This window comes from Polaromonas sp. Polasp52, assembly GCF_059491565.1.
The window spans coordinates 2,812,778-2,830,198 of the sequence record NZ_CP168513.1 but is presented as its reverse complement, the minus strand read 5'-3'; the positions used below and the strand labels follow the sequence as shown (position 1 = coordinate 2,830,198).

The 17,421-nt window shown below is 64.7% G+C and carries 17 protein-coding genes; 6 read left to right on the top strand and 11 right to left on the bottom strand.

Annotated features, from left to right (window positions below; all coding sequences use genetic code 11):
* Positions 1-13 precede the first annotated feature (13 nt).
* The gene (locus ACEN9P_RS13225; protein ID WP_477661507.1) at positions 14-802 is read left to right on the top strand and encodes a C40 family peptidase; all 789 of its coding nucleotides are present in this window, start codon (positions 14-16) and stop codon (positions 800-802) included.
* A gap of 18 nt (positions 803-820) precedes the next feature.
* Here ACEN9P_RS13225 and ACEN9P_RS13220 read toward each other — a convergent pair whose 3' ends face one another.
* Entirely contained in the window at positions 821-1,312 is a 492-nt protein-coding gene (locus ACEN9P_RS13220; protein ID WP_477661506.1) for a hypothetical protein, read from the bottom strand.
* A gap of 236 nt (positions 1,313-1,548) precedes the next feature.
* Here ACEN9P_RS13220 and ACEN9P_RS13215 point away from each other — a divergent pair, with 236 nt between their 5' ends.
* Positions 1,549-2,550 (top strand): aldo/keto reductase, encoded by a 1,002-nt coding sequence (locus tag ACEN9P_RS13215; RefSeq protein ID WP_495619509.1) that lies wholly within the window; start codon positions 1,549-1,551, stop codon positions 2,548-2,550.
* Between the two features lie 94 nt (positions 2,551-2,644).
* Here ACEN9P_RS13215 and ACEN9P_RS13210 read toward each other — a convergent pair whose 3' ends face one another.
* From ACEN9P_RS13210 to ACEN9P_RS13180, 7 genes are all read right to left on the bottom strand, one after another.
* Positions 2,645-3,991: a hypothetical protein gene (locus ACEN9P_RS13210; RefSeq protein WP_495619508.1), complete on the bottom strand. Its 1,347-nt coding sequence runs from the start codon at positions 3,989-3,991 to the stop codon at positions 2,645-2,647.
* 122 nt (positions 3,992-4,113) lie between these two features.
* Positions 4,114-5,175: a serine endopeptidase gene (locus ACEN9P_RS13205; protein WP_495619507.1), complete on the bottom strand. Its 1,062-nt coding sequence runs from the start codon at positions 5,173-5,175 to the stop codon at positions 4,114-4,116.
* A gap of 37 nt (positions 5,176-5,212) precedes the next feature.
* Positions 5,213-6,022, bottom strand: a complete 810-nt coding sequence (locus tag ACEN9P_RS13200) for a DUF2145 domain-containing protein (RefSeq protein ID WP_495619506.1) — start codon at positions 6,020-6,022, stop codon at positions 5,213-5,215.
* A 14-nt stretch (positions 6,023-6,036) separates the two neighbouring features.
* The gene (locus tag ACEN9P_RS13195; RefSeq protein WP_477700895.1) at positions 6,037-6,492 is read right to left on the bottom strand and encodes a hypothetical protein; all 456 of its coding nucleotides are present in this window, start codon (positions 6,490-6,492) and stop codon (positions 6,037-6,039) included.
* Positions 6,493-6,519: 27 nt separating this feature from the next.
* Positions 6,520-6,984, bottom strand: a complete 465-nt coding sequence (locus tag ACEN9P_RS13190; protein WP_495619505.1) for a YiaA/YiaB family inner membrane protein — start codon at positions 6,982-6,984, stop codon at positions 6,520-6,522.
* Between the two features lie 123 nt (positions 6,985-7,107).
* Positions 7,108-9,057 carry an MFS transporter gene (locus ACEN9P_RS13185; RefSeq protein ID WP_495619504.1) on the bottom strand — a complete coding sequence of 650 codons (1,950 nt, stop codon included), beginning with the start codon at positions 9,055-9,057 and terminating at the stop codon, positions 7,108-7,110.
* Positions 9,054-9,965, bottom strand: coding sequence for a hypothetical protein (locus ACEN9P_RS13180; RefSeq protein ID WP_495619503.1), 912 nt, complete (start codon positions 9,963-9,965; stop codon positions 9,054-9,056). Before ACEN9P_RS13180 ends, ACEN9P_RS13185 begins: the two co-directional genes overlap by 4 nt.
* 120 nt (positions 9,966-10,085) lie before the next feature.
* Here ACEN9P_RS13180 and ACEN9P_RS13175 point away from each other — a divergent pair, with 120 nt between their 5' ends.
* Together ACEN9P_RS13175 and ACEN9P_RS13170 are read left to right on the top strand one after the other, a co-directional pair.
* On the top strand, positions 10,086-10,817 hold the full coding sequence (locus ACEN9P_RS13175) for a helix-turn-helix domain-containing protein (RefSeq protein WP_477700894.1): 732 nt from the start codon (positions 10,086-10,088) through the stop codon (positions 10,815-10,817).
* Positions 10,818-11,040: 223 nt separating this feature from the next.
* Positions 11,041-12,198, top strand: a complete 1,158-nt coding sequence (locus tag ACEN9P_RS13170; RefSeq protein ID WP_477661496.1) for a hypothetical protein — start codon at positions 11,041-11,043, stop codon at positions 12,196-12,198.
* Here ACEN9P_RS13170 and ACEN9P_RS13165 read toward each other — a convergent pair.
* A complete protein-coding gene (locus ACEN9P_RS13165) occupies positions 12,195-13,487 on the bottom strand; it encodes an FIST signal transduction protein (RefSeq protein ID WP_477661495.1) in 1,293 nt (430 codons plus the stop codon). The two genes, ACEN9P_RS13170 and ACEN9P_RS13165, sit on opposite strands and share 4 nt — an antisense overlap.
* A gap of 54 nt (positions 13,488-13,541) precedes the next feature.
* Positions 13,542-14,402, bottom strand: coding sequence for a PhaM family polyhydroxyalkanoate granule multifunctional regulatory protein (locus ACEN9P_RS13160; RefSeq protein ID WP_495619502.1), 861 nt, complete (start codon positions 14,400-14,402; stop codon positions 13,542-13,544).
* 155 nt (positions 14,403-14,557) lie between these two features.
* Here ACEN9P_RS13160 and ACEN9P_RS13155 point away from each other — a divergent pair, with 155 nt between their 5' ends.
* The gene (locus ACEN9P_RS13155; RefSeq protein ID WP_074579245.1) at positions 14,558-15,163 is read left to right on the top strand and encodes a MarC family protein; all 606 of its coding nucleotides are present in this window, start codon (positions 14,558-14,560) and stop codon (positions 15,161-15,163) included.
* Entirely contained in the window at positions 15,160-16,335 is a 1,176-nt protein-coding gene (locus ACEN9P_RS13150; protein ID WP_495619501.1) for a toxin-antitoxin system YwqK family antitoxin, read from the top strand. The genes ACEN9P_RS13155 and ACEN9P_RS13150 overlap by 4 nt, the downstream gene beginning before the upstream one ends.
* Positions 16,336-16,352: 17 nt before the next feature.
* Here ACEN9P_RS13150 and ACEN9P_RS13145 read toward each other — a convergent pair whose 3' ends face one another.
* Positions 16,353-17,336 carry a fumarylacetoacetate hydrolase family protein gene (locus ACEN9P_RS13145; RefSeq protein ID WP_477661492.1) on the bottom strand — a complete coding sequence of 328 codons (984 nt, stop codon included), beginning with the start codon at positions 17,334-17,336 and terminating at the stop codon, positions 16,353-16,355.
* Positions 17,337-17,421: the final 85 nt, after the last annotated feature.

Genomic DNA, 17,421 nt, shown 5'->3' with positions numbered 1-17,421 from the left:
ACGAGGAAACACCATGCTCCGACTCACCCGATTTGCAGGGATGTTGGCCCTGGCGGCCATGCTGGGGCTGGGCGGCTGCGCCACGGCCATCAAGCCGCATGAAACCAGCGGCGCGCCTACATTGGGCTTCCAGAACATGGCGCTCAACCCGGGCAACGGGGGGGAACTGGTCAACGCCGACACGCTGCGCCCGGGCGACATCATCCTCACCGCCGAAAACGGGCTGAACTCGGTCGGCATACGCCTGATCACGCTGTCGCCCGTGAGCCATGCCGCGGTCTACATGGGCAACCGGCAGATCGCCGAAGCCGTGGGTTCGGGCATACGCATCCGCAGCGTGGACGCGATGCTGGAAGACGAAGCGACGGTGGTGGCCTTTCGCCACCCCGACCTCACGGCTGGGCAGGCCGTGAAGATCAACAGCTTTGTGGCCCGCCACGAAGGCCAGAAATACAACTACGTCGGTGTGATGCTGCAGGCCCCGTTCGCGCTGGAGCGGCGCATGTGCGAATTGCCGCTGGTGCCGTCCATGGTGCGCGACTTCTGCATACGCGGCATCGCGGCCGTGCAGCTGGGCCTGGGACGCAACGACCAGTTCTTCTGCTCGCAGTTCATCCTGGAGGCCTACCGCAGCGCCGGCCTGCCGCTCACCGACGCCGATCCGCGCCTGATCAACCCCGGCGACCTGCTGCACATGAGGGAGGGCGACGTGCCCTCCATCCGGATTCACAAGCCGCTGCAGTATGTGGGCCACCTCAAGGCGGCCCCGCAGGTCGCGGCGGCCGAGCAGTTCGGGCAGTAAGCCCGTTCCGCGCCAGGTTCAGCCGCCCACATGCATGGTGAACTCGGCGCCGTTGGACAGCCTGCACTGCCCGGTGCCCAGGGTGGACGAGTTCATCTGATAGCGGCAGCTGATGTAGTTGCCCCGGCTGCCCGAACCATTGGCCACGCCTTCACGCGTCGATGAACCCGCGATGCGCGTGGCCTCTCCGGTAAAGCTCTCGCCGTTGATGTTGGTGGTGAACGTCCCGCGCCCGTTCATGTCGTTGGTCACCACCGCCCCCACCATGCCGTAGGCACGGGCCATGTCGTTGGCCGGGTAGAGCCGCGCCGCAAAGGTCGTGCTGGCCGGGACAGCCGGCGTGACGTAGACCGTGGAAGTGACCGGCGGATGTGCAGGCTGCACCGGCACAACATAGCAGCCCGTCAGGGCCGTGGCGCCCAGCACCGCGGCGGCCAGAGCCGTGCGACGCGACAACCGTGAGAGGCGTGACAGGGGGAACAGGGAAGACAAGGAAGAAGCGATCTTCATAAATAACCCGAAGGCCCAAGCACATGCTTGTGGGCGCAGTGTGCGGGGGGGCGTTCAAAAGGTTGCATTTAAAGATACAAGATCATCTGATTTGTACGATAAGCATCAAATTCAGATACTTCACCGAAATTCCGGACGCCGGCCACCCGCGAAATAGCCGACCCACAGCGCAAGACAACAAGCTGAGGCAACATCAGGCCCTTCCCCTTTATTGTTTTTTTGCCGCAAAGATGACCATGCAATACCGCCGCCTTGGAAACAGCAACCTCAAAGTCTCCGTCCTGTGCCTGGGCACCATGATGTTCGGCAAGCAGACGCCTTTTGAAGAAGCGGCACGCATCGTGGCCTCGGCGCGCGAGCACGGCCTCAACTTCATAGACACCGCCGACGTCTACAACCAGGGCCAGTCCGAAAAGGATGTGGGCAAGCTGCTGGCCGGCCAGCGGCAGCACTGGGTGCTGGCCAGCAAGCTGGGCAATGCGGTCAGCGACAGCATCAATGAAAGCCATTACTCGCGCCGCTGGCTGGTGCAGCAGACCGACGCCATCCTCGCGCGGCTGCAGACCGACTACCTGGACATCCTCTACCTGCACCGCGACTACCACGAGGAAAACCTCGAGGAAGCGGTGCGCGCGCTGGGCGATTTGATACGCGCGGGCAAGCTGCGCAGCTTCGGCCTGTCCAACTTCCGCGGCTGGCGCATCGCCGAGGTGGTGCGCCTGTGCAAGGAACTGGGCGTGCCGCAGCCCGCGGTGTGCCAGCCTTATTACAACCTGCTCAATCGCGGCCCGGAAGTCGAAATCCTGCCGGCCTGCGGCCACTACGGCCTGGGTGTGGTGCCCTACAGCCCGCTGGCGCGCGGCGTGCTCACCGGCAAATACCCGCCCGGCCAGCCGCCGGCCGAAGGCACGCGCGCCGGCAGCGGCGACAAACGCATCCTGGAAACCGAGTTTCGCGAGGAGTCACTGCTGATCGCGCAGAAGATCAAGGCCCGCTGCGAAGGCAAAAGCCAGGTGCCCGGCCAATTCGCCGCGGCCTGGGTGCTGGCCAACCCGCTGGTCAGCTCGGTCATCGTGGGCCCACGCACCCTGCCGCACCTGGAAGACGTGTACGGCGCGGTGGAGCTGGTGCTGGACAAGGACGACGAAGCTTTTGTCAACGAGCTGGTGGTGCCAGGCCACGCGTCCAGCCACGGCTATAACGACCCGGGCTATCCCTTCTTCGGCCGTCCAGTCTGACTGGCGATATACCCTTTCCACGGCCTTCGGTATGTCATCAATAACAACTTGCGCCGGCGAGACGAGGGTAACCCGCGCAACAGGCCCGGAATGCCTAGTTCTGTTTCTGGAACAGCTCCAGCCGAGACTCGGTGGCGAGCTCCGCTTTACGCGCGGTCATGGCAATTTCATAACGAGTACCAGGCAGGGGCAGGCGCGGTGAAAAACTGAAGGAGAAGTTTCCTGCGCCGTCCGCCTGGACCCGCTCGGAAAGCACATCCTGCGCCACACCGAACAGACCGGCAACCGGTGCAATGGCATGGACCTTGACGTCGACCGTGGCGCCTGGCGCAGTCTTTCCGCGCACTGTGGTGGAATTGCCCTCCACAGCGGTATTGTTGGCATGGCTGGTGACCTGCAGCGGCACCGTGGTGAGGACGGCGGCAGCAGCCCCGCCCACGTCAAAGACCCAGACCTTGTTCATCGTATTGCCCACCAGGTCTTTGGCTGACACGTCCACCGTATAGCGTCCGGGCGGCAGGTCGCCGCGGTAGCTGAAGAACTGCGCTGTGATGTTGCTCTCGGCAGTCACGTTGCGGCCGGACAGCAGGATGCGAACACTCTTCGGGTCTACACCAACACCGCCCGCATCGTCAAAAGATGCCGACACCGAAGTGGCGGCGTTGCTCGCCACGACTTCGCCTTCACGAGGGGACAGGTTGCGCAGCACGGGTGCCTTGGCATCCATCGTCAAGGGCTGGGCCAGGGTGGAAGTGACAACCTTGTCGCCCATGCGCAGCCGGGCCACGATAGGCCGGGACGGCGCCAGGTTGTCGAGCCGCCGGACGGTGTAGTTGCCTTCATAGACGCCGGGGCGGGTTTCGCGCATGGCAACGTTGTCCATGACGCCGGGGATGTCAAAAGTAGCGGTCGCGCCAGGCATGCCATTGAGCATAAATCGTAGTTCGGCGCCTGGCTCTATCTTCTCGACAGGCGCCACGGCAAAGCGATCAATTTTCAGCACTGCGGGTGGCGGTCCTGCCACCACGGGCGGTGCTGCAGCGACCGGGTTACCCGAAAATCCGGCGGGAAAACTGTAGTCGGCAGCAGCGCTACGGTTGCGTACTTTGATGGTCGCACGGATCAGGCTGGTCTCGGCAATTCGGTCCTGGCGCCTGACGGTGTATTCGCCGCGGTAAACGCCCCGCGAAACTTCCTTGAGCGGAATGTTGCGCTGGACCCCGCGAATACGCAAGCTGGCTTGTCCGCGCGGTGTCGCTTCAACGGTGAATTCAAGGTCAGCACCCGAGCTCAAACCTCCATCGGAATTAACCTGCAGGGAGCGGACTTCGGGCATGGCAGCCTGGGCCATCACCGTGGCTGGCATCAGCGCGCCGACAGCGGCAACAACCGGCAAGAGAAAAAACAGCGATGCCACCTGATGACGAATATGTGCTTTCACGATGGAACCTTTTGTAAGTTAGATGACTGAATGTGCGCGCATCCACAGACTTCGTCTGTAGGCAAAGGGAGGCGCCCCGAGTAGTCATAGAACGTCCTGCGCCAGTCATGTTCTGCCCAAACTCAAGGTATGGCGGCGTCCTGCTGCGAACCAGCTGCGGTTGCACCGCAGGCATGGCAAAACTTCGCAAAAGCGCTCTTGCGCGTGGCGCATTGGAGGCAATGGTCAAACAGGCCTATGCCGCAGTGCGGGCAGAAATCGATCTCCGTGTTCTTGAGGTCCACGGCCCGCTCGCAGCCGGGGCACACGCTTTTTGACAGGCGCTTGAGTGCCGTGTCGTAGCTCAGTTCCTCGCGGCGTTGTGCGTCGGGCAACTGCTCGGCCAGTTTCTGCTTTTCGAGGTAGCGGTTCAGCGCGACGATGGCCTGCCGGCCCACCAGCGCCGTGACGATGATGCCCACGATGTAGCGCACATAACCGCCGTAGCTGGGCAGGTAGGGCACCAGCTCGACGAAGAAGGCGAACAGCGCAAAGAAGATAAAGCCCCAGACAAAAGGCCAGTAAGTGCTTTTGCGTTTTTTCGCGAACAGCCAGCCGGCCGCCGCCAGCAGCGGAAGCGTCAGGGCCAGGCGGTACAAAAACACGCGCAATTCCACACGCCGGTATTCGGCGTTGAGCTGCACTTGCGCGGCTTCTTCCATCTCGCGGAGCTTGCGGCGTTCGCGCGCGGCGCCCTGGCGCGCATCGAGCGCGGCCTGCTGCTGGGCCTCGACGGCCGCACCGGCCGCGCGCTCGCGCTCCTTGAGCGCATCCAGCGCCCGCGTGCGCGAGACCAGCTCCGGGTCCTGCTCGGCCAGTTGCGTGGCGTGCCGCGTGGACAGCCAGTTGTTAAAGGTTTCGCGCGCGGCCGCCGAATCAGCCTGGGCCGCCCGGCGCTTGAGCTGCGCCTGTTCCAGCGCGGCCTGGGCGTCCTGCCCTGCGCGCTCGGCGGCCTTGATGGCATTGCGCAGCGCGGTGCTGGCGTTGGCATCCATGTAATCGTCGAGCGAGAGCTGTTTCTCGACCTTGGGGAGGTCACCCACCACGGTGCCGCCCAAGCCTATCAGGAAGCCGGCGAACACAAAAGCCACCAGCCAGAGGCCGCGGTGCATCCATTTTTCCGTCAATCGCAGGGTATTGGCCATGCTTGTCTCCAGTTTCCGAACATCACAAACGCATCACTCACAGCCCGACCACCACCACAGGCTTGCCGTCCGTCATGCGGGCCCGTTGCAGCCAGGCGAAGACCGAGTCCACCGTGACGGTTTCAATGCGGTCGGCAAAACGCTTGTCGTTGGGGTGGTCGTCGAACGCGACGTTCGCGGCCGTCATGCGGCCGCCCAGCCGGGTCAAAGGGCCCAGCTTGAGCACCGTGGGCTCGTAGCCCTTGAACTGCAGCCAGGCCTGCGCCTGCTCGCGCGTGGCCACGCCGGGCTCCGCGGCGGCAGCCATGGTTTCTATGGCCCACTGGTTGGACTGCTGGTATTTGCGGCCCCAGACATAACTGACGATGCTGTAGGGCTTGTGGTGCATGGCCGTGATCCGTGCCGGGTCCTGCAACAGCGCCAGCAGCTGCGCCTGGGCTTGCGGCGATGGCGCGACCCAGGCCGCTTCGAAGCGCCACAAGTCGTCAAGAAAGAACTCGCCCAGCCCCTGGCGGTAAATCGCCGAGTCGCTGGTGCCACAGCTGTTGAGCTTGTGCACCACGCGCCAGGTCATGCCACCCTGCCCGTCCGGTAACTGGTAGGCCAGGCCGAGGTGCGAATAGCGCAACCCGTATTTACCGAGATCCTGGCCGGCCCGCGCCAGCAGCACGACTTTTTCGCCGCTGGCGTTGAGCGAAGCCAGGGTCTTTTCGGCGAGCACCATGGCCCGCTCCACGGTCTGGGGGGTGGTCTTGCGCGCTTCGCAGGAGCGCCCGGCATGGGCGGCAGGTGCCGCACCTAACGCGACGGCCAGCAGCAGCGGCAAAAGGGCTTTGAAGATTTTCATGGGATGGCTCCGGCTTATTGGGTCAGGCGTTCGTTGTGCAGCAAGGCGCGCCCCAGCGCATTGGGGATAAAGGCAATCGCCTCCCCGGCCGCCGACAGCACCACACCCGCGCCCACCACGCTGACGACCACGGCCGTCCCGGCCACCACGGACACGCCGGCCACACCCCGGCCCACCACCTCTATGCTGGCGCGGGCGCCGTCGGAGGCGCGCTCCAGCACATACAGAGTTCCGCGGGCCGTGCTCTCGACGGTCTTGACCACCAGCACGGTGCCCGCCGTGGACAACACCACCGGAATGGCCACGACGGAACCCGCGGCGGCACTGGCGCCGACCACCACGGAAGCCACAGGCAGGGCCGACACGGCGCTCAGGGCCGAGGCTTCCGACTGGGCTTGCGCGTTGAACGCGGCGCTTCCCGCCAGGGCGATGCAGACAGCGGACAGATAAGTGGCAAGTCGATTTTTCATGATGGCTCCTTGTGCGTGTGGGGGTGTTTATTCGTTGGCCGCATGGCTGCGGGCGGCGCGGCCCATGCGGGCTTCGCTGAGGTCGGCTTCATGGCTGTCGCGCAGGGTCTTGGCCAAGGTGAAGCTGCAGGTGATCAGGTAGAGCCAGCTCACGCCCAGGAAAGCCTTGTAGGTTTCGTTGATCTCCATGCGCCACAGGCCCCAGCCGGTCAGGGACATGGCCAGGAAGAAGCCGCCCCACACCACCAGCCTGAACATGGGCGTGTCGGCCAGCTTGCCTTCGGCCCTGCTTTGCTGCTGGTCGCGCACATACTTGGCCAGCACAAAGGCCGCCGACAGGCAGAAGAAATAACCCATGATCATGAAAGCGCGGTCCAGGTCCCGGCCGGGCAGGTAGGACAAGCCCACGGCGCAGAGGAAAACAGCGATCAGGAAAGAAGCCCAGACCTGCAGTTGCCAGGGTTTGGAGTCACGGTGTATCAGCGTCTGCATAAAAAACCTTGCGGTTGTTGAGGTGCCGCTAATGTGCGGCCGCCTCACGCCAAAGTCATGCAGATAGCGATACAGTTTCCTTGAAATGGCCGACAAGCATCGAATTTCGATACTTTTTGCGCTTCAGGCTTCCAACAATGCGGCGACCCGCGCGCGCAAGGCCTCGGGCTGTACTTCGGCCGGCGTGAGCGCCGGCCCTGCGTTCAAGCCCACCCGGCTGAAAACCCCTCGCCGGAAAGGCCTGACCATGGCCGTGCCTTTTTCCACGCGGCTGAAGAACGATCCCCAGAGGTTGGTCAGCGCCATGGGCACGACCGGCACCTGCAGGCCGTCGCGCTCGGCGTTTTCCAGGATCTTCATGATGCCGCCCTTGAAAGCCTGGAGCTCGCCGTTCTTGGTGATGCCGCCCTCCGGGAAGATGGCCAGCAGGTCGCCATCGCGCAGCACCTTGGCAGCCGCTTCGAAGGCCGCTTCGTAGAGCGCCGGGTCTTCGGTGCGCGGCGCGATGGGGATGGCCTTGGCCAGGCGGAACAGCCAGCCCAGCACCGGCATTTTGAAGATGCGGTGGTCCATCACGAAGTAAATGGGGCGCGGGCTGGCCGCCATCAACAGCACCGGGTCGACAAAACTCACGTGGTTGCAGGTCAGCACGGCCGCGCCCTGCGCCGGGATGTTGTCGTCGCCGGTGATCTTGAAGCGGTAAACCAGGCGCGAGGAAATCAGCGCGATGAAGCGCAGCAGGTACTCGGGCACCAGCATGAAGATGTAGAAGGCCACCACCGCATTGGCCAAGCCCACGAACAGGAAGATCTGCGGGATGCTGAAGCCGGACTTGAGCAGGGCGCCGGCCAGGACGGCGCTGACGATCATGAACAGGGCGTTCAGAATGTTGTTGGCCGCGATGATGCGAGCCCGGTGCGTGGGCTGGCTGCGCAGCTGGATCAAGGCATACATAGGCACGCTGTACAGGCCCGCGAACAGGCTCAGCAGCGCGAGGTCAATCATCACGCGCCAGTGGGCATGCTGCGCCATGAATTCGCCCACGCTCATGATGGGCACGGCGGGCAGGCCGCGCGAGGCGAAATACAGGTCCACCGCGAACACGCTCATGCCGATGGCACCCACCGGCACCAGGCCGATTTCAACGTGGCGCTTGCTGAGCACCTCGCAGAGCAGCGAGCCGGTCGCGATGCCGACGGAGAACACCACCAGCAGCAGGGACGCCACCTGCTCGTTGCCATGCAGCACTTCCTTGGCAAAGCTCGGGAACTGGCTCAGGAACACGGCGCCGAAAAACCACATCCAGCTGATGCCCAGCATGGAGCGGAACACCACCAGGTTGTCGCTGGCAAGTTTGAGGTTGCGCCAGGTTTCCGTCACCGGGTTCCAGTTGATCTTCAGGCCCGGGTCGGTCGCCGGCGTGAGCGGAATGAACTGCGACACCAGCCGGCCCACCAGGGCCAGGCCCACGCAGGCCATGGCCACATAGTCGGGCCCGACCTGCGGCACGGCCACCATCAGCCCGCCTACGACCTGGCCCAGCAGGATGGCCACAAACGTGCCCATCTCGACCATGCCGTTGCCGCCCGTGAGTTCACGCTCGTTGAGCGCCTGCGGCAGGTAGGCGAACTTGACCGGGCCGAAGATCGTGGAGTGCAGCCCCATCAGAAAGGTGCAGCCCAGCAGCACTGGCACCTGCACGTTGGCGTTGCCGCTCATAAAACCGACGGCCGCGATCAGCATGATCACGACTTCGAGGTTTTTGACGAAACGGATCACGCGCGTTTTTTCGAACTTGTCGGTGAGCTGGCCACTGGTGGCCGAGAACAGCAGGAAGGGCAGGATGAACAGCGCGCCTATGGCCAGCCCGGCCAGCGCCGGAGGCAGCCAGCTCACACTGAGCTGGTAGGTCACCATCACGGTGAAGGCGAACTTGAAGAGGTTGTCGTTGGCCGCGCCGGAAAACTGCGTCCAGAAAAAAGGCGCGAAGCGGCGCTGCTTGAGCAGCGCGAACTGGTTCGGGTGCCCCTGGACAGGCGGCGGCGACACCGGCGTAGCCTTATCAACACTCATGCGTGACTCCTCGTTTTGATTGTTGTGCGGCGGGCTTCGCGCCGAAGCGGCTGGCCGGCTCTGTTTTTGAATGGTGCATGGGATTCTGCACTGATTTTTCGCGCGACCAGCAGGGCCGACACCACGGGCCAGGCGGCGCAGGCGGCCACCATGTGTTTGAGGCTGTGGCCCGATACCAGCTGGCCGGTCCATTCGTAGACCGCGTGGTCGCCCAGCTCCAGCAGCTTGGCCAGTGCATAGATGGCGATCACCAGACCCCAGCGCACCGGCAGTTCCCAGGCCTGCGCTGGACGCAGGCAGGCAAAGCCCAGGATCAGCGCCATGCCGCCTCCCTGCAAGACCGCCCAGGGCAGCACATTGCCGCCCAGCGACCAGGCGTAGACGGAAAGCGGCCCCAGCACCAGCACGGCCGTGGCAAGCGCCATGCCGGCGCGCGTGCTGACGGCCCGCATCGCCGCCAGGCCCAGCAGCCCGGCAAAGGCCAGCACCATGCCGCCGCGGTCCCAGGCCAGGCCGGCGTCACCGGGCTGCAGGTGGTAGGCCGCGGACACCGCCGCCGTCGCCCACAGGCCGCCGAAAAAAAGCCCGGCCATGGCCGCCGCCGCAGCGCTGACGGCGCGCTCGCGGACAGCCCGCAGCAGCGCCCAGATACCCACCATGCCCCATAGCGCGAAGGGCAGGTTGCTGATGACGTCCATCGCGTGCGGCAGCCAGCCCCAACTGCGCTGGTCGGCAAAGTCATGGTAGTGGGCGGGCTGGGCCACCGAAGGCCCCAGCAGCGCGGCCGCCAGCAACAGCAAGAAGACAGCAGCAAGGATGCATTCACGGCGCCAGGCCAGGGCAGCCGGGCGCGCGTGCCAGGGGAGCGGCTCAACCCGGCGGTGAAGAATGGAGGGGATGGTCTGCATGCGGAAAGCTCCTGTCTATATATGTGAGTGAGCCGCACTGTGGGGGCGGAAAGAACCGCAAGCATCAAAATTCAGCGCGGTGGAGCCTCTTCAACCCCAAAGTACCGATAATCGATACCCATGAGCACCACCGCCGACCTCGTCACCGTCCTCAAAAAAGAACTCAAGGCCGCGCGCATGACTTATGCGGACCTGGCCGCCAAACTGGGCATGGCCGAATCCAGCGTCAAACGCATGCTGGCCAAGGGGGACATGCCGCTGTCGCGCATAGATGCGATCTGCCGCGCGCTCAAGCTGGACTTTGCCGACCTCGCCAGGCGCATCGCCGACACCCAGCCGCTGCTGGCCGAACTGACCGAGGCGCAGGAGAAAGCCGTGGTCGCCGATAAAAAGCTGCTGCTGACCGCGATTTGTGTGCTCTCGCAATGGACACTGGAGCAGATCACCAGCAGCTACCGGCTCTCGGAGGCCGAGTGCATCAAATACCTGGCGCAGCTGGACCGCATAGGCATCATCGAACTCAAGCCCCTGAACCGCTACCGGCTCAAACTCGCCAAGACCTTTCGCTGGCGCCCGCATGGGCCGGTGATGGATTACTTCCGTGAAAACGCCCTGCTCGACTATTTTTCAGGCGGCTTCGACGGCAACGGCGAGGGCCTGCTGCTGGTGCACGGCGCCATCAGCCGCGGCCTGGCACCCTCCTTCCTGGAGCGCATGCAGCGCGTGGCCCAGGATTTTGCCCAGCAGCACCAGACGGACCAGAAGCTGGGCGACAAGGACCGCGAGGGTTTTACGCTGCTGCTGGCCATGCGGAGCTGGGAGTTTGAGGCTTTCGCCGCATTGAGGAGGTAACACCCCCGTCCAGGCTCACTGCGTGTAGCCTGTTCCCCCCTCAAGGGGGCGGCGCCTTGGGCCGGCGAAGCCGGACCCTTGGCCCCCGCTGGTTGGTTAGGCGTGACGTAAATTGCATGCAATTATATTAGTCAACTAATAAAATATCGCGCTTGCTGGTAATATTCAGCCGTTTTAAGCCGAAAACACGAATTTTGTGCATGCAATTCTTAACGGAACCGCGATGACCCCAAGCTCCACCTACGTCGGCCTGCCCATCCCCGTGGCGGCCAACCTGACCGACACCAAATACTTTTTCCAGGCGCTGGACAATTTTTCACGCGTGATGGCGATACGCCCGGGGGACAGGGTGTTGATGCTGGCCGACCCGCTGCTGGATCCGCGGGTGATCGACGCGGTGATCGGCATCGCCAAATCGCGCGGGGCCGAGGTGCGCATCTACATGGAGCCCAGCACCCAGGTGACGGCGGTGCCGGAAGAAGTGCATGCCATGCTCCAGAAAGCCACTTTTGTGGTGTCGACCTGGTTCTGCTCCATCCTGGATCCGCTTTGCATCAAGCTGCGCCGCGCCGGCCAGCGCTGGGTCAAGATCACCTACTTTCGCAACCTCGATTTGCTGCACACGCCGCAGGCGCGCTTTCCGGTCGACCTGATCGGCGAGATCATCCGCGGCACAGCCGCCCGCTATCCGACCGAAGGCGGCTTCGACCTGCGCTTTACCGACCCGCGCGGCAGCGACTTCCGCATCAGCTTCACGCAGGAAATGCGCGCCAACCAGCTGGCCACCAACCGCTGGCGCGGCCAGATGACGGCCGAGGAGGACGGCTGTTATGTGCACTACCTGCCGACGCACGGCCCCAACCTCTGGGACCACAACTCGGTCAAAAACGACTTCAAGGCCGTGGTGCCCATGGCCGGCGTGCTGTACCCGCAGTGGGCCGTCGGTTTTGCCAAACCCTTTGAGGAAAAAATCGCCGTGCATTTTGAGGGCGACACGATTGCCGCGGTCGAGGGCATTTCGGAAGAGGCGGTCATCCTGCGCGAAATGCTGGTGGGCGGCCGCATGATCGAAGGCGGCGGCTGCGGCTTCAACCCCAAGGCGCCGCGCCACACGGTCTACCCGGCCGGCTCCAACGCGCCGGGCGCGCTGCACTTCGGCATAGACCTGGCCCAGCCCAGCGACTACATACGCCGCGTCATGCCCGACTGGGAAGAGCCGCCGGTGCACATGGACCTGATCACGCTGGATGCGACGGTGACCGCGGGCGGCAACACCTTGATCAAGGACGGCTTTTTGTGCGCACTGCGCGACCCGGCCGTGGTAGCGCTGGCCGCGCGTTACGGCGACCCTGTGGAGTTGCTGGAAGCGCAGGTGCTCTAAGCGGGCGCCGTAAATACGGTCAGCACGCCGGTGTAACCGTAGAGGTGATGGCGAGCGATTTCGCCGCCGGCAAAAAAACCCACCAGCGGCACATCGCCCAGCGCGCGCCGCACGATCTGCATCTCGGCGCTGGGCGCGCCGAAGTGCGGCCCGCCCCGGCCTGAGCAGCTCACATAAACCGCGCCGGCAATGCGCCGCGCGGCATGCGGTGCCGATTCGGCTTCCGATGCGCTCAGGGCGCTGGCGACTTCCAGCGTGACTTCCTCGGGCTCCAGCTCTTCGCGGATTTCAGCGCAAACGCGGATCAGGTCGGCGCGCGCGGCTTCCATATTGCGTTCGCAAAAGGCCAGCTTCATGCCCACGGCCGGCACCTCGGCAATCGCGATGCCCCGGCGCGACGGGTCCAGCCCTATCAGGTGGCGCACCCGCACCTCGGCACCAAACTGCCCCGCGCGCCGGCCCGCGGCATGGGCCGCGCCGTCATCGGGAATGTCGGCCGGCCGGCTCAGGCCGACCAGGGTGGTGCGCACCTTGGCCAGCGCCTCGCGCGGCTGGTCCAGCGACACGGCCAGGTCCGCCAGCATGACGTCCAGCGCGGGCTTGCCGTCAAGCTCCGTCACCACATTGGACTCACAGGCGGTGATTTCATGGTCGGCCGACACCGGCCGGCAGCCCTGGGTGATGCGCGACATCAGCGCCGCGCCCCGGCCGAAAGCCACGCCGCTCAGGCCACCGCTGAACACGCCGCCGGCGGCCCCCTGCCCCTTGACGTTGCCATGCCCGCTGAGCGCGAACTGCACCGTGCCTGAGCGGCTGGACGCCAGGCCGCCGAACACATAACCGCTGTCGGTGCGCTCGGCCATTTCGGCGATCAGTTCGGCCACATCGGGCGTGCCAGCATCGGCGTGCACCAGCGCGGTATGCGCCTTGAAGCGGCCGCTGCTGGCCGGCGGCAGCGGCGACACGCCGGAAAACACCCGGTACTGGTCGTGCGGCAGCTCGCACAGCATCACCGTGAGGGCCGGCTCGTCGAAGTACTCGACATTGTTGGAGGCGATGCCCACGCCCACCGTGCCGCTCCAGTCGGTGATGTCGGGCAGCTCGGCGCTCAGGTGGTCGAGGATGTCCTGCGCATGGGCCGCGTAATGGTCGGTGATGTAAAGCAACGCCAGCGTGGGCGACTTGGCGTAGCCGGGCAGCGCCTGGTAGGCGCGCAGCTGCGCCAGCACCAGGCCGGCCGCCATCTGCCATTGCGGATGGGTGGCGTGGCCGTAGGGGAAAAGCTTCATGGGGTCCTGGTGAAATTCAGTGGAGATGGAAGTCGGGGGTGAATCCGGCGCGGTTCAGCGTGCGGTTTTGCGCGCAGCCGCCTTGCGCGCCGGCGCCTTGGCCCTGGTTTTGGCGGCGGCGTTCCCGGCAGTTTTTGCAGGCGCCTTGCCGGCGGCCGGCGTGGGCCAGCCCTGGCTGCTGCGCAGCGCGGTGTTCATGGCCGCGCGCGCGCCGCCCGCCATGGTTTTGCCCGCCGTTTCGGCCATGTTGCGGGCCATGCCCGTGGCCATGCCGGTGGCGGTTTTCACCGCGTCCTTGGCCAGGCCCGCGGCCAGGTTCTTGGTCGTGTCCACCGCGGCTTTTTTGGCCGCATCCTTCATGGCGTCGGTCGCGATCGCCTGGAACTGCTGGGTCAGCGCGCCCCACCACTGCATGGGGTCGACCACCCCGGCCGGCGCGGCGGCGGCCTTGCCCGCGGCAGGGGCTTTGGCCTTTGCGGCGGGCTTGCCCGTCCCAAAACTCGAGGGAGGCACTTCCAGCCCCGAAAACGTCCTGGCCTTGTCGGCCACGCGCTGCACGCCGCCGGCCACGCTGTCGGCGACCTTGAGCTTGAAGGCGTTCGCCACATCGCCCATGTTGAAGTTCATGCCCTTGAGCGTGGCCAGCGTCATCTTCTGCACTTCCAGCGCCTGGATGGTGGCCTTGAGCGCCGTGGCGTTCTGGTCCAGCCAGAACTGCACGGCCTTGAGCTCCTCGATGCGCTTGTCGAGCTCCTCGACGTTGAGCGTGGGCGCCACCCAGTTCCCGAGGTTGGGCAGCTGCGGGATGCTTTGCGTGGCGCTGCCGGCCGCCTGTTTGGCCAGGTTCTGCAGAAAATCAAAGCCGGGCACCAGCTTGCCGAAACCGGGGAAAGAAGGGTTGTCTGCGTCACTCATGAATGTGTCTCCTGGCATGTTGTGCATGATGGCATTGAAGGGCGGGGCGGCAGGGCATCCCGGCTCGCGCCCTTGTCTTCATTGTGCAGCGCCGTGGCGGGACGTCAACCGGTTTTTGGCCCTCGCCCGCGGGCACGGCCTGATAAGCTTGCGCCATGGCCTATACCTTCGCCTCCGCCACGGTGCTCCTGCTGCTGATCACCGACCCTTTCGGCAACATCCCGATTTTTGCCAATGCCCTCAAAGGCGTGGCGCCGGAACGGCGCATGTTCGTCATCCTGCGCGAGGTGCTGATCGCCTTTTTGCTGCTGCTGGCCTTCATGTTCGTCGGCGACGGTTTTCTGCGCCTCATGAACCTCAGCGACCTGTCGCTGCAGATCGCCGGCGCCGTCGTGATGTTTTTGATCGCGCTGCGCATGATTTTCCCCTCGGACCAGCCCGAGGCCGCGCCCCTGCTGGGCGAGCCGCTGATCGTGCCGCTGGCCATTCCCGCGCTGGCCGGCCCCTCGGCGCTGGCCACCGTGATGCTGCTGGTGTCGCAGGCGCCGGAGCGCCGGCTTGAATGGGTTGCCGCGCTCTGCGTCACCATGGCCGTCTGCGCCGTGGTGCTGGTGCTGTCCGAGCGCATACAGCGCGTGGCCGGCGACCGCGTCATGATGGCGTTCGAGCGGCTCATGGGCCTGATCCTGGTGGCGATTTCGGTCGAGATGTTCCTGCGCGGCATACGCCTGTTCATCACCCAGACCGGGGCCGCCGCATGAAAACATCCTTGCAACGCCTGGTCCTTCTTGCTGCGTGCGCACTGGCCTCGCCCTGGGCGCATGCCGTGCAGGACTGTGAAATCAACGGCGAAAGCGTCAACCCCAACAACGGAAACACCACCGCCGGCAAGACCGGCATCATGCGCTGCAAGGACCGGGACTCGGGCCAGCTGATGCGTGAGCAGGAACTGCAGGGCGGCAAGTTCATGGGCCTGGTGCGCTTCTACCAGAACGGCAAGCTGCAGCGCGAATACAGCGAAAACGAGCGCGGCAACCGGCACGGCCGCGCGCGCGAATTCGCAGCCGACGGCCAGGTGCTGCGCGACGCCGTGTACGACAACGGCACCGAGGCCGGCCTGGCGCGCAGCTTTCACGCCAATGGGCAACTGCGGCGCATTGTGTTTTACGGGCCGCGCGCGGGCGGCAGCGTCGAGCAGGCCTATGCCGAATTCAACGATCGCGGCCAGCTCCAGGCCTTGCGCTGCGGCGACAAGCCGCTGCTGGCGGCGCCGGCCGACGACACCCGCTGGTGCGGTTTTTCGGGCGGCGCCTCCAAGGTCGAACTGTTCGGCAGCAAGGGCGTGCTGAACGGCAGCAGCAGTTACCTGGCCGGAAAACGCATACGCCATGAAACACTGGGCGAGGGCGGCAAGCCCGATTACCTGGACGAGGTATCGGGCAGCACCCGCATTGAGCGCCATTTCAACAACGCCGGTGTCAAGCGGCGCGAAATCCAGTGGAAGCTGGACAGTGAAACGCCCAGGAATTCGCTCAAGGAGCGGGAGCAAGAGTTTGCCGACAGCGGCACCCTGACACGCGACAGGAAATGGTCCGAAGGCAAACTGGTGAGCGACCAGTCTTATTACCTCAACGGCCAGCCGCGCAGCAAAACCGAATTCGGCGGCGATGGCGACAGCGCCTGGCTGCAAGCCACCGATTTTTTCGACAACGGGAAAATCGCCAGGACAGGCCGCTACAGCAATTCCAGCCGCTACCGGCAATTGCCGCTGGGCACACACCAGCGCTTCAACGAGGCCGGAAAGCTGGTGGCCGAATCAAGCTACGACGACCGCGGCCGCATCACGCGCGAAAAAACCTGGGACAACGAAGGCAAATTGCTGAGCGACGATGCGGTCTTTGAAGACGGCTCGCGGAAAACTTACGCTAAATAGCCCTCACACAGGGTGGCTCAGACAGCCTCGACCACTTTTTGGTCGATGGCACCGAAGACCGATTGCCCATCCTTGCCTTTGGCCTCGATGCGAATCGTGTCGCCGTATTTCATGAACTCGGTCTTGGGCTTGCCGTCTTCTATGGTCTCAATCGCGCGTTTTTCGGCGATGCAGCTGTAGCCGTGGCTCCAGTCCTTGTTGCTGACGGTGCCCGAGCCCACGATGCTGCCGGCGCGCACATTGCGGGTCTTGCAGATGTGAGCAATCAGCTGGCCGAAGTGGAAGGTCATTTCGGGGCCGGCCTCGCACATGCCGACCTTGCGGCCGTTCCAGGTGCTTTGCAGGGTCAGGTGCAAACGGCCCTTGTCCCAGGCATCGCCCACCTCGTCGGGCGTCACCGCCACCGGGCTGAAGGCCGTGGCCGGCTTGCTCTGGAAGAAGCCAAAGCCCTTGGCCAGCTCGTTGGGGATCAGGTTGCGCAGCGAAACGTCATTGGCCAGCATCAGGAGGCGCACGCCCTCGAGCGCCTGGGCCGGCGTGGCGCCCATGGGCACGTCGCCCGTGATCACGGCGACCTCGGCCTCGAAGTCGATGCCGAAATCCTCGCTGGCCACCACCACGTCATCGCAGGGGCCTATGAAGTCGTCGCTGCCGCCCTGGTACATCAGCGGGTCGCTGTAAAAGCTTTCGGGCACTTCGGCGTTGCGGGCCTTGCGCACCAGCTCCACATGGTTGATGTAGGCCGAGCCGTCGGCCCACTGGTAGGCGCGCGGCAGCGGCGCCATGCAGCGCGAGGGTTCGAAGGGAAAGGCATGGCGCGCCTTGCCGTTGTTCAGCGTTTCATAGAGGTCCTGCAGCTGCGGCGACATGAAGTTCCAGTCGTCCAGCACCTGCTGCAGTTTGCCCGCAATGCCGGTCGCATAATGGGCCGTGGAGAGATCGCGCGACACCACGACGAGCTGGCCGTCGCGTGAAGAGTCTTTGTAAGTGGCGAGTTTCATCGATATCCTGGTGGGTGGCTGCCGGCTTTCGCCGCAGGCCTTGATTGTGCCGTGTATGCCGCGGCCGGCGGTGGGGTCCGGACCC

Excerpts from the sequence above, each read along its gene's own strand:
- ACEN9P_RS13225 (WP_477661507.1), top strand. The coding sequence starts at position 14 with ATGCTCCGACTCACCCGATTTGCAGGGATGTTGGCCCTGGCGGCCATG.
- ACEN9P_RS13220 (WP_477661506.1), bottom strand. The coding sequence starts at position 1,312 with ATGAAGATCGCTTCTTCCTTGTCTTCCCTGTTCCCCCTGTCACGCCTC.
- ACEN9P_RS13215 (WP_495619509.1), top strand. The coding sequence starts at position 1,549 with ATGCAATACCGCCGCCTTGGAAACAGCAACCTCAAAGTCTCCGTCCTG.
- ACEN9P_RS13205 (WP_495619507.1), bottom strand. The coding sequence starts at position 5,175 with ATGGCCAATACCCTGCGATTGACGGAAAAATGGATGCACCGCGGCCTC.
- ACEN9P_RS13200 (WP_495619506.1), bottom strand. The coding sequence starts at position 6,022 with ATGAAAATCTTCAAAGCCCTTTTGCCGCTGCTGCTGGCCGTCGCGTTA.
- ACEN9P_RS13195 (WP_477700895.1), bottom strand. The coding sequence starts at position 6,492 with ATGAAAAATCGACTTGCCACTTATCTGTCCGCTGTCTGCATCGCCCTG.
- ACEN9P_RS13190 (WP_495619505.1), bottom strand. The coding sequence starts at position 6,984 with ATGCAGACGCTGATACACCGTGACTCCAAACCCTGGCAACTGCAGGTC.
- ACEN9P_RS13185 (WP_495619504.1), bottom strand. The coding sequence starts at position 9,057 with ATGAGTGTTGATAAGGCTACGCCGGTGTCGCCGCCGCCTGTCCAGGGG.
- ACEN9P_RS13180 (WP_495619503.1), bottom strand. The coding sequence starts at position 9,965 with ATGCAGACCATCCCCTCCATTCTTCACCGCCGGGTTGAGCCGCTCCCC.
- ACEN9P_RS13175 (WP_477700894.1), top strand. The coding sequence starts at position 10,086 with ATGAGCACCACCGCCGACCTCGTCACCGTCCTCAAAAAAGAACTCAAG.
- ACEN9P_RS13170 (WP_477661496.1), top strand. The coding sequence starts at position 11,041 with ATGACCCCAAGCTCCACCTACGTCGGCCTGCCCATCCCCGTGGCGGCC.
- ACEN9P_RS13165 (WP_477661495.1), bottom strand. The coding sequence starts at position 13,487 with ATGAAGCTTTTCCCCTACGGCCACGCCACCCATCCGCAATGGCAGATG.
- ACEN9P_RS13160 (WP_495619502.1), bottom strand. The coding sequence starts at position 14,402 with ATGAGTGACGCAGACAACCCTTCTTTCCCCGGTTTCGGCAAGCTGGTG.
- ACEN9P_RS13155 (WP_074579245.1), top strand. The coding sequence starts at position 14,558 with ATGGCCTATACCTTCGCCTCCGCCACGGTGCTCCTGCTGCTGATCACC.
- ACEN9P_RS13150 (WP_495619501.1), top strand. The coding sequence starts at position 15,160 with ATGAAAACATCCTTGCAACGCCTGGTCCTTCTTGCTGCGTGCGCACTG.
- ACEN9P_RS13145 (WP_477661492.1), bottom strand. The coding sequence starts at position 17,336 with ATGAAACTCGCCACTTACAAAGACTCTTCACGCGACGGCCAGCTCGTC.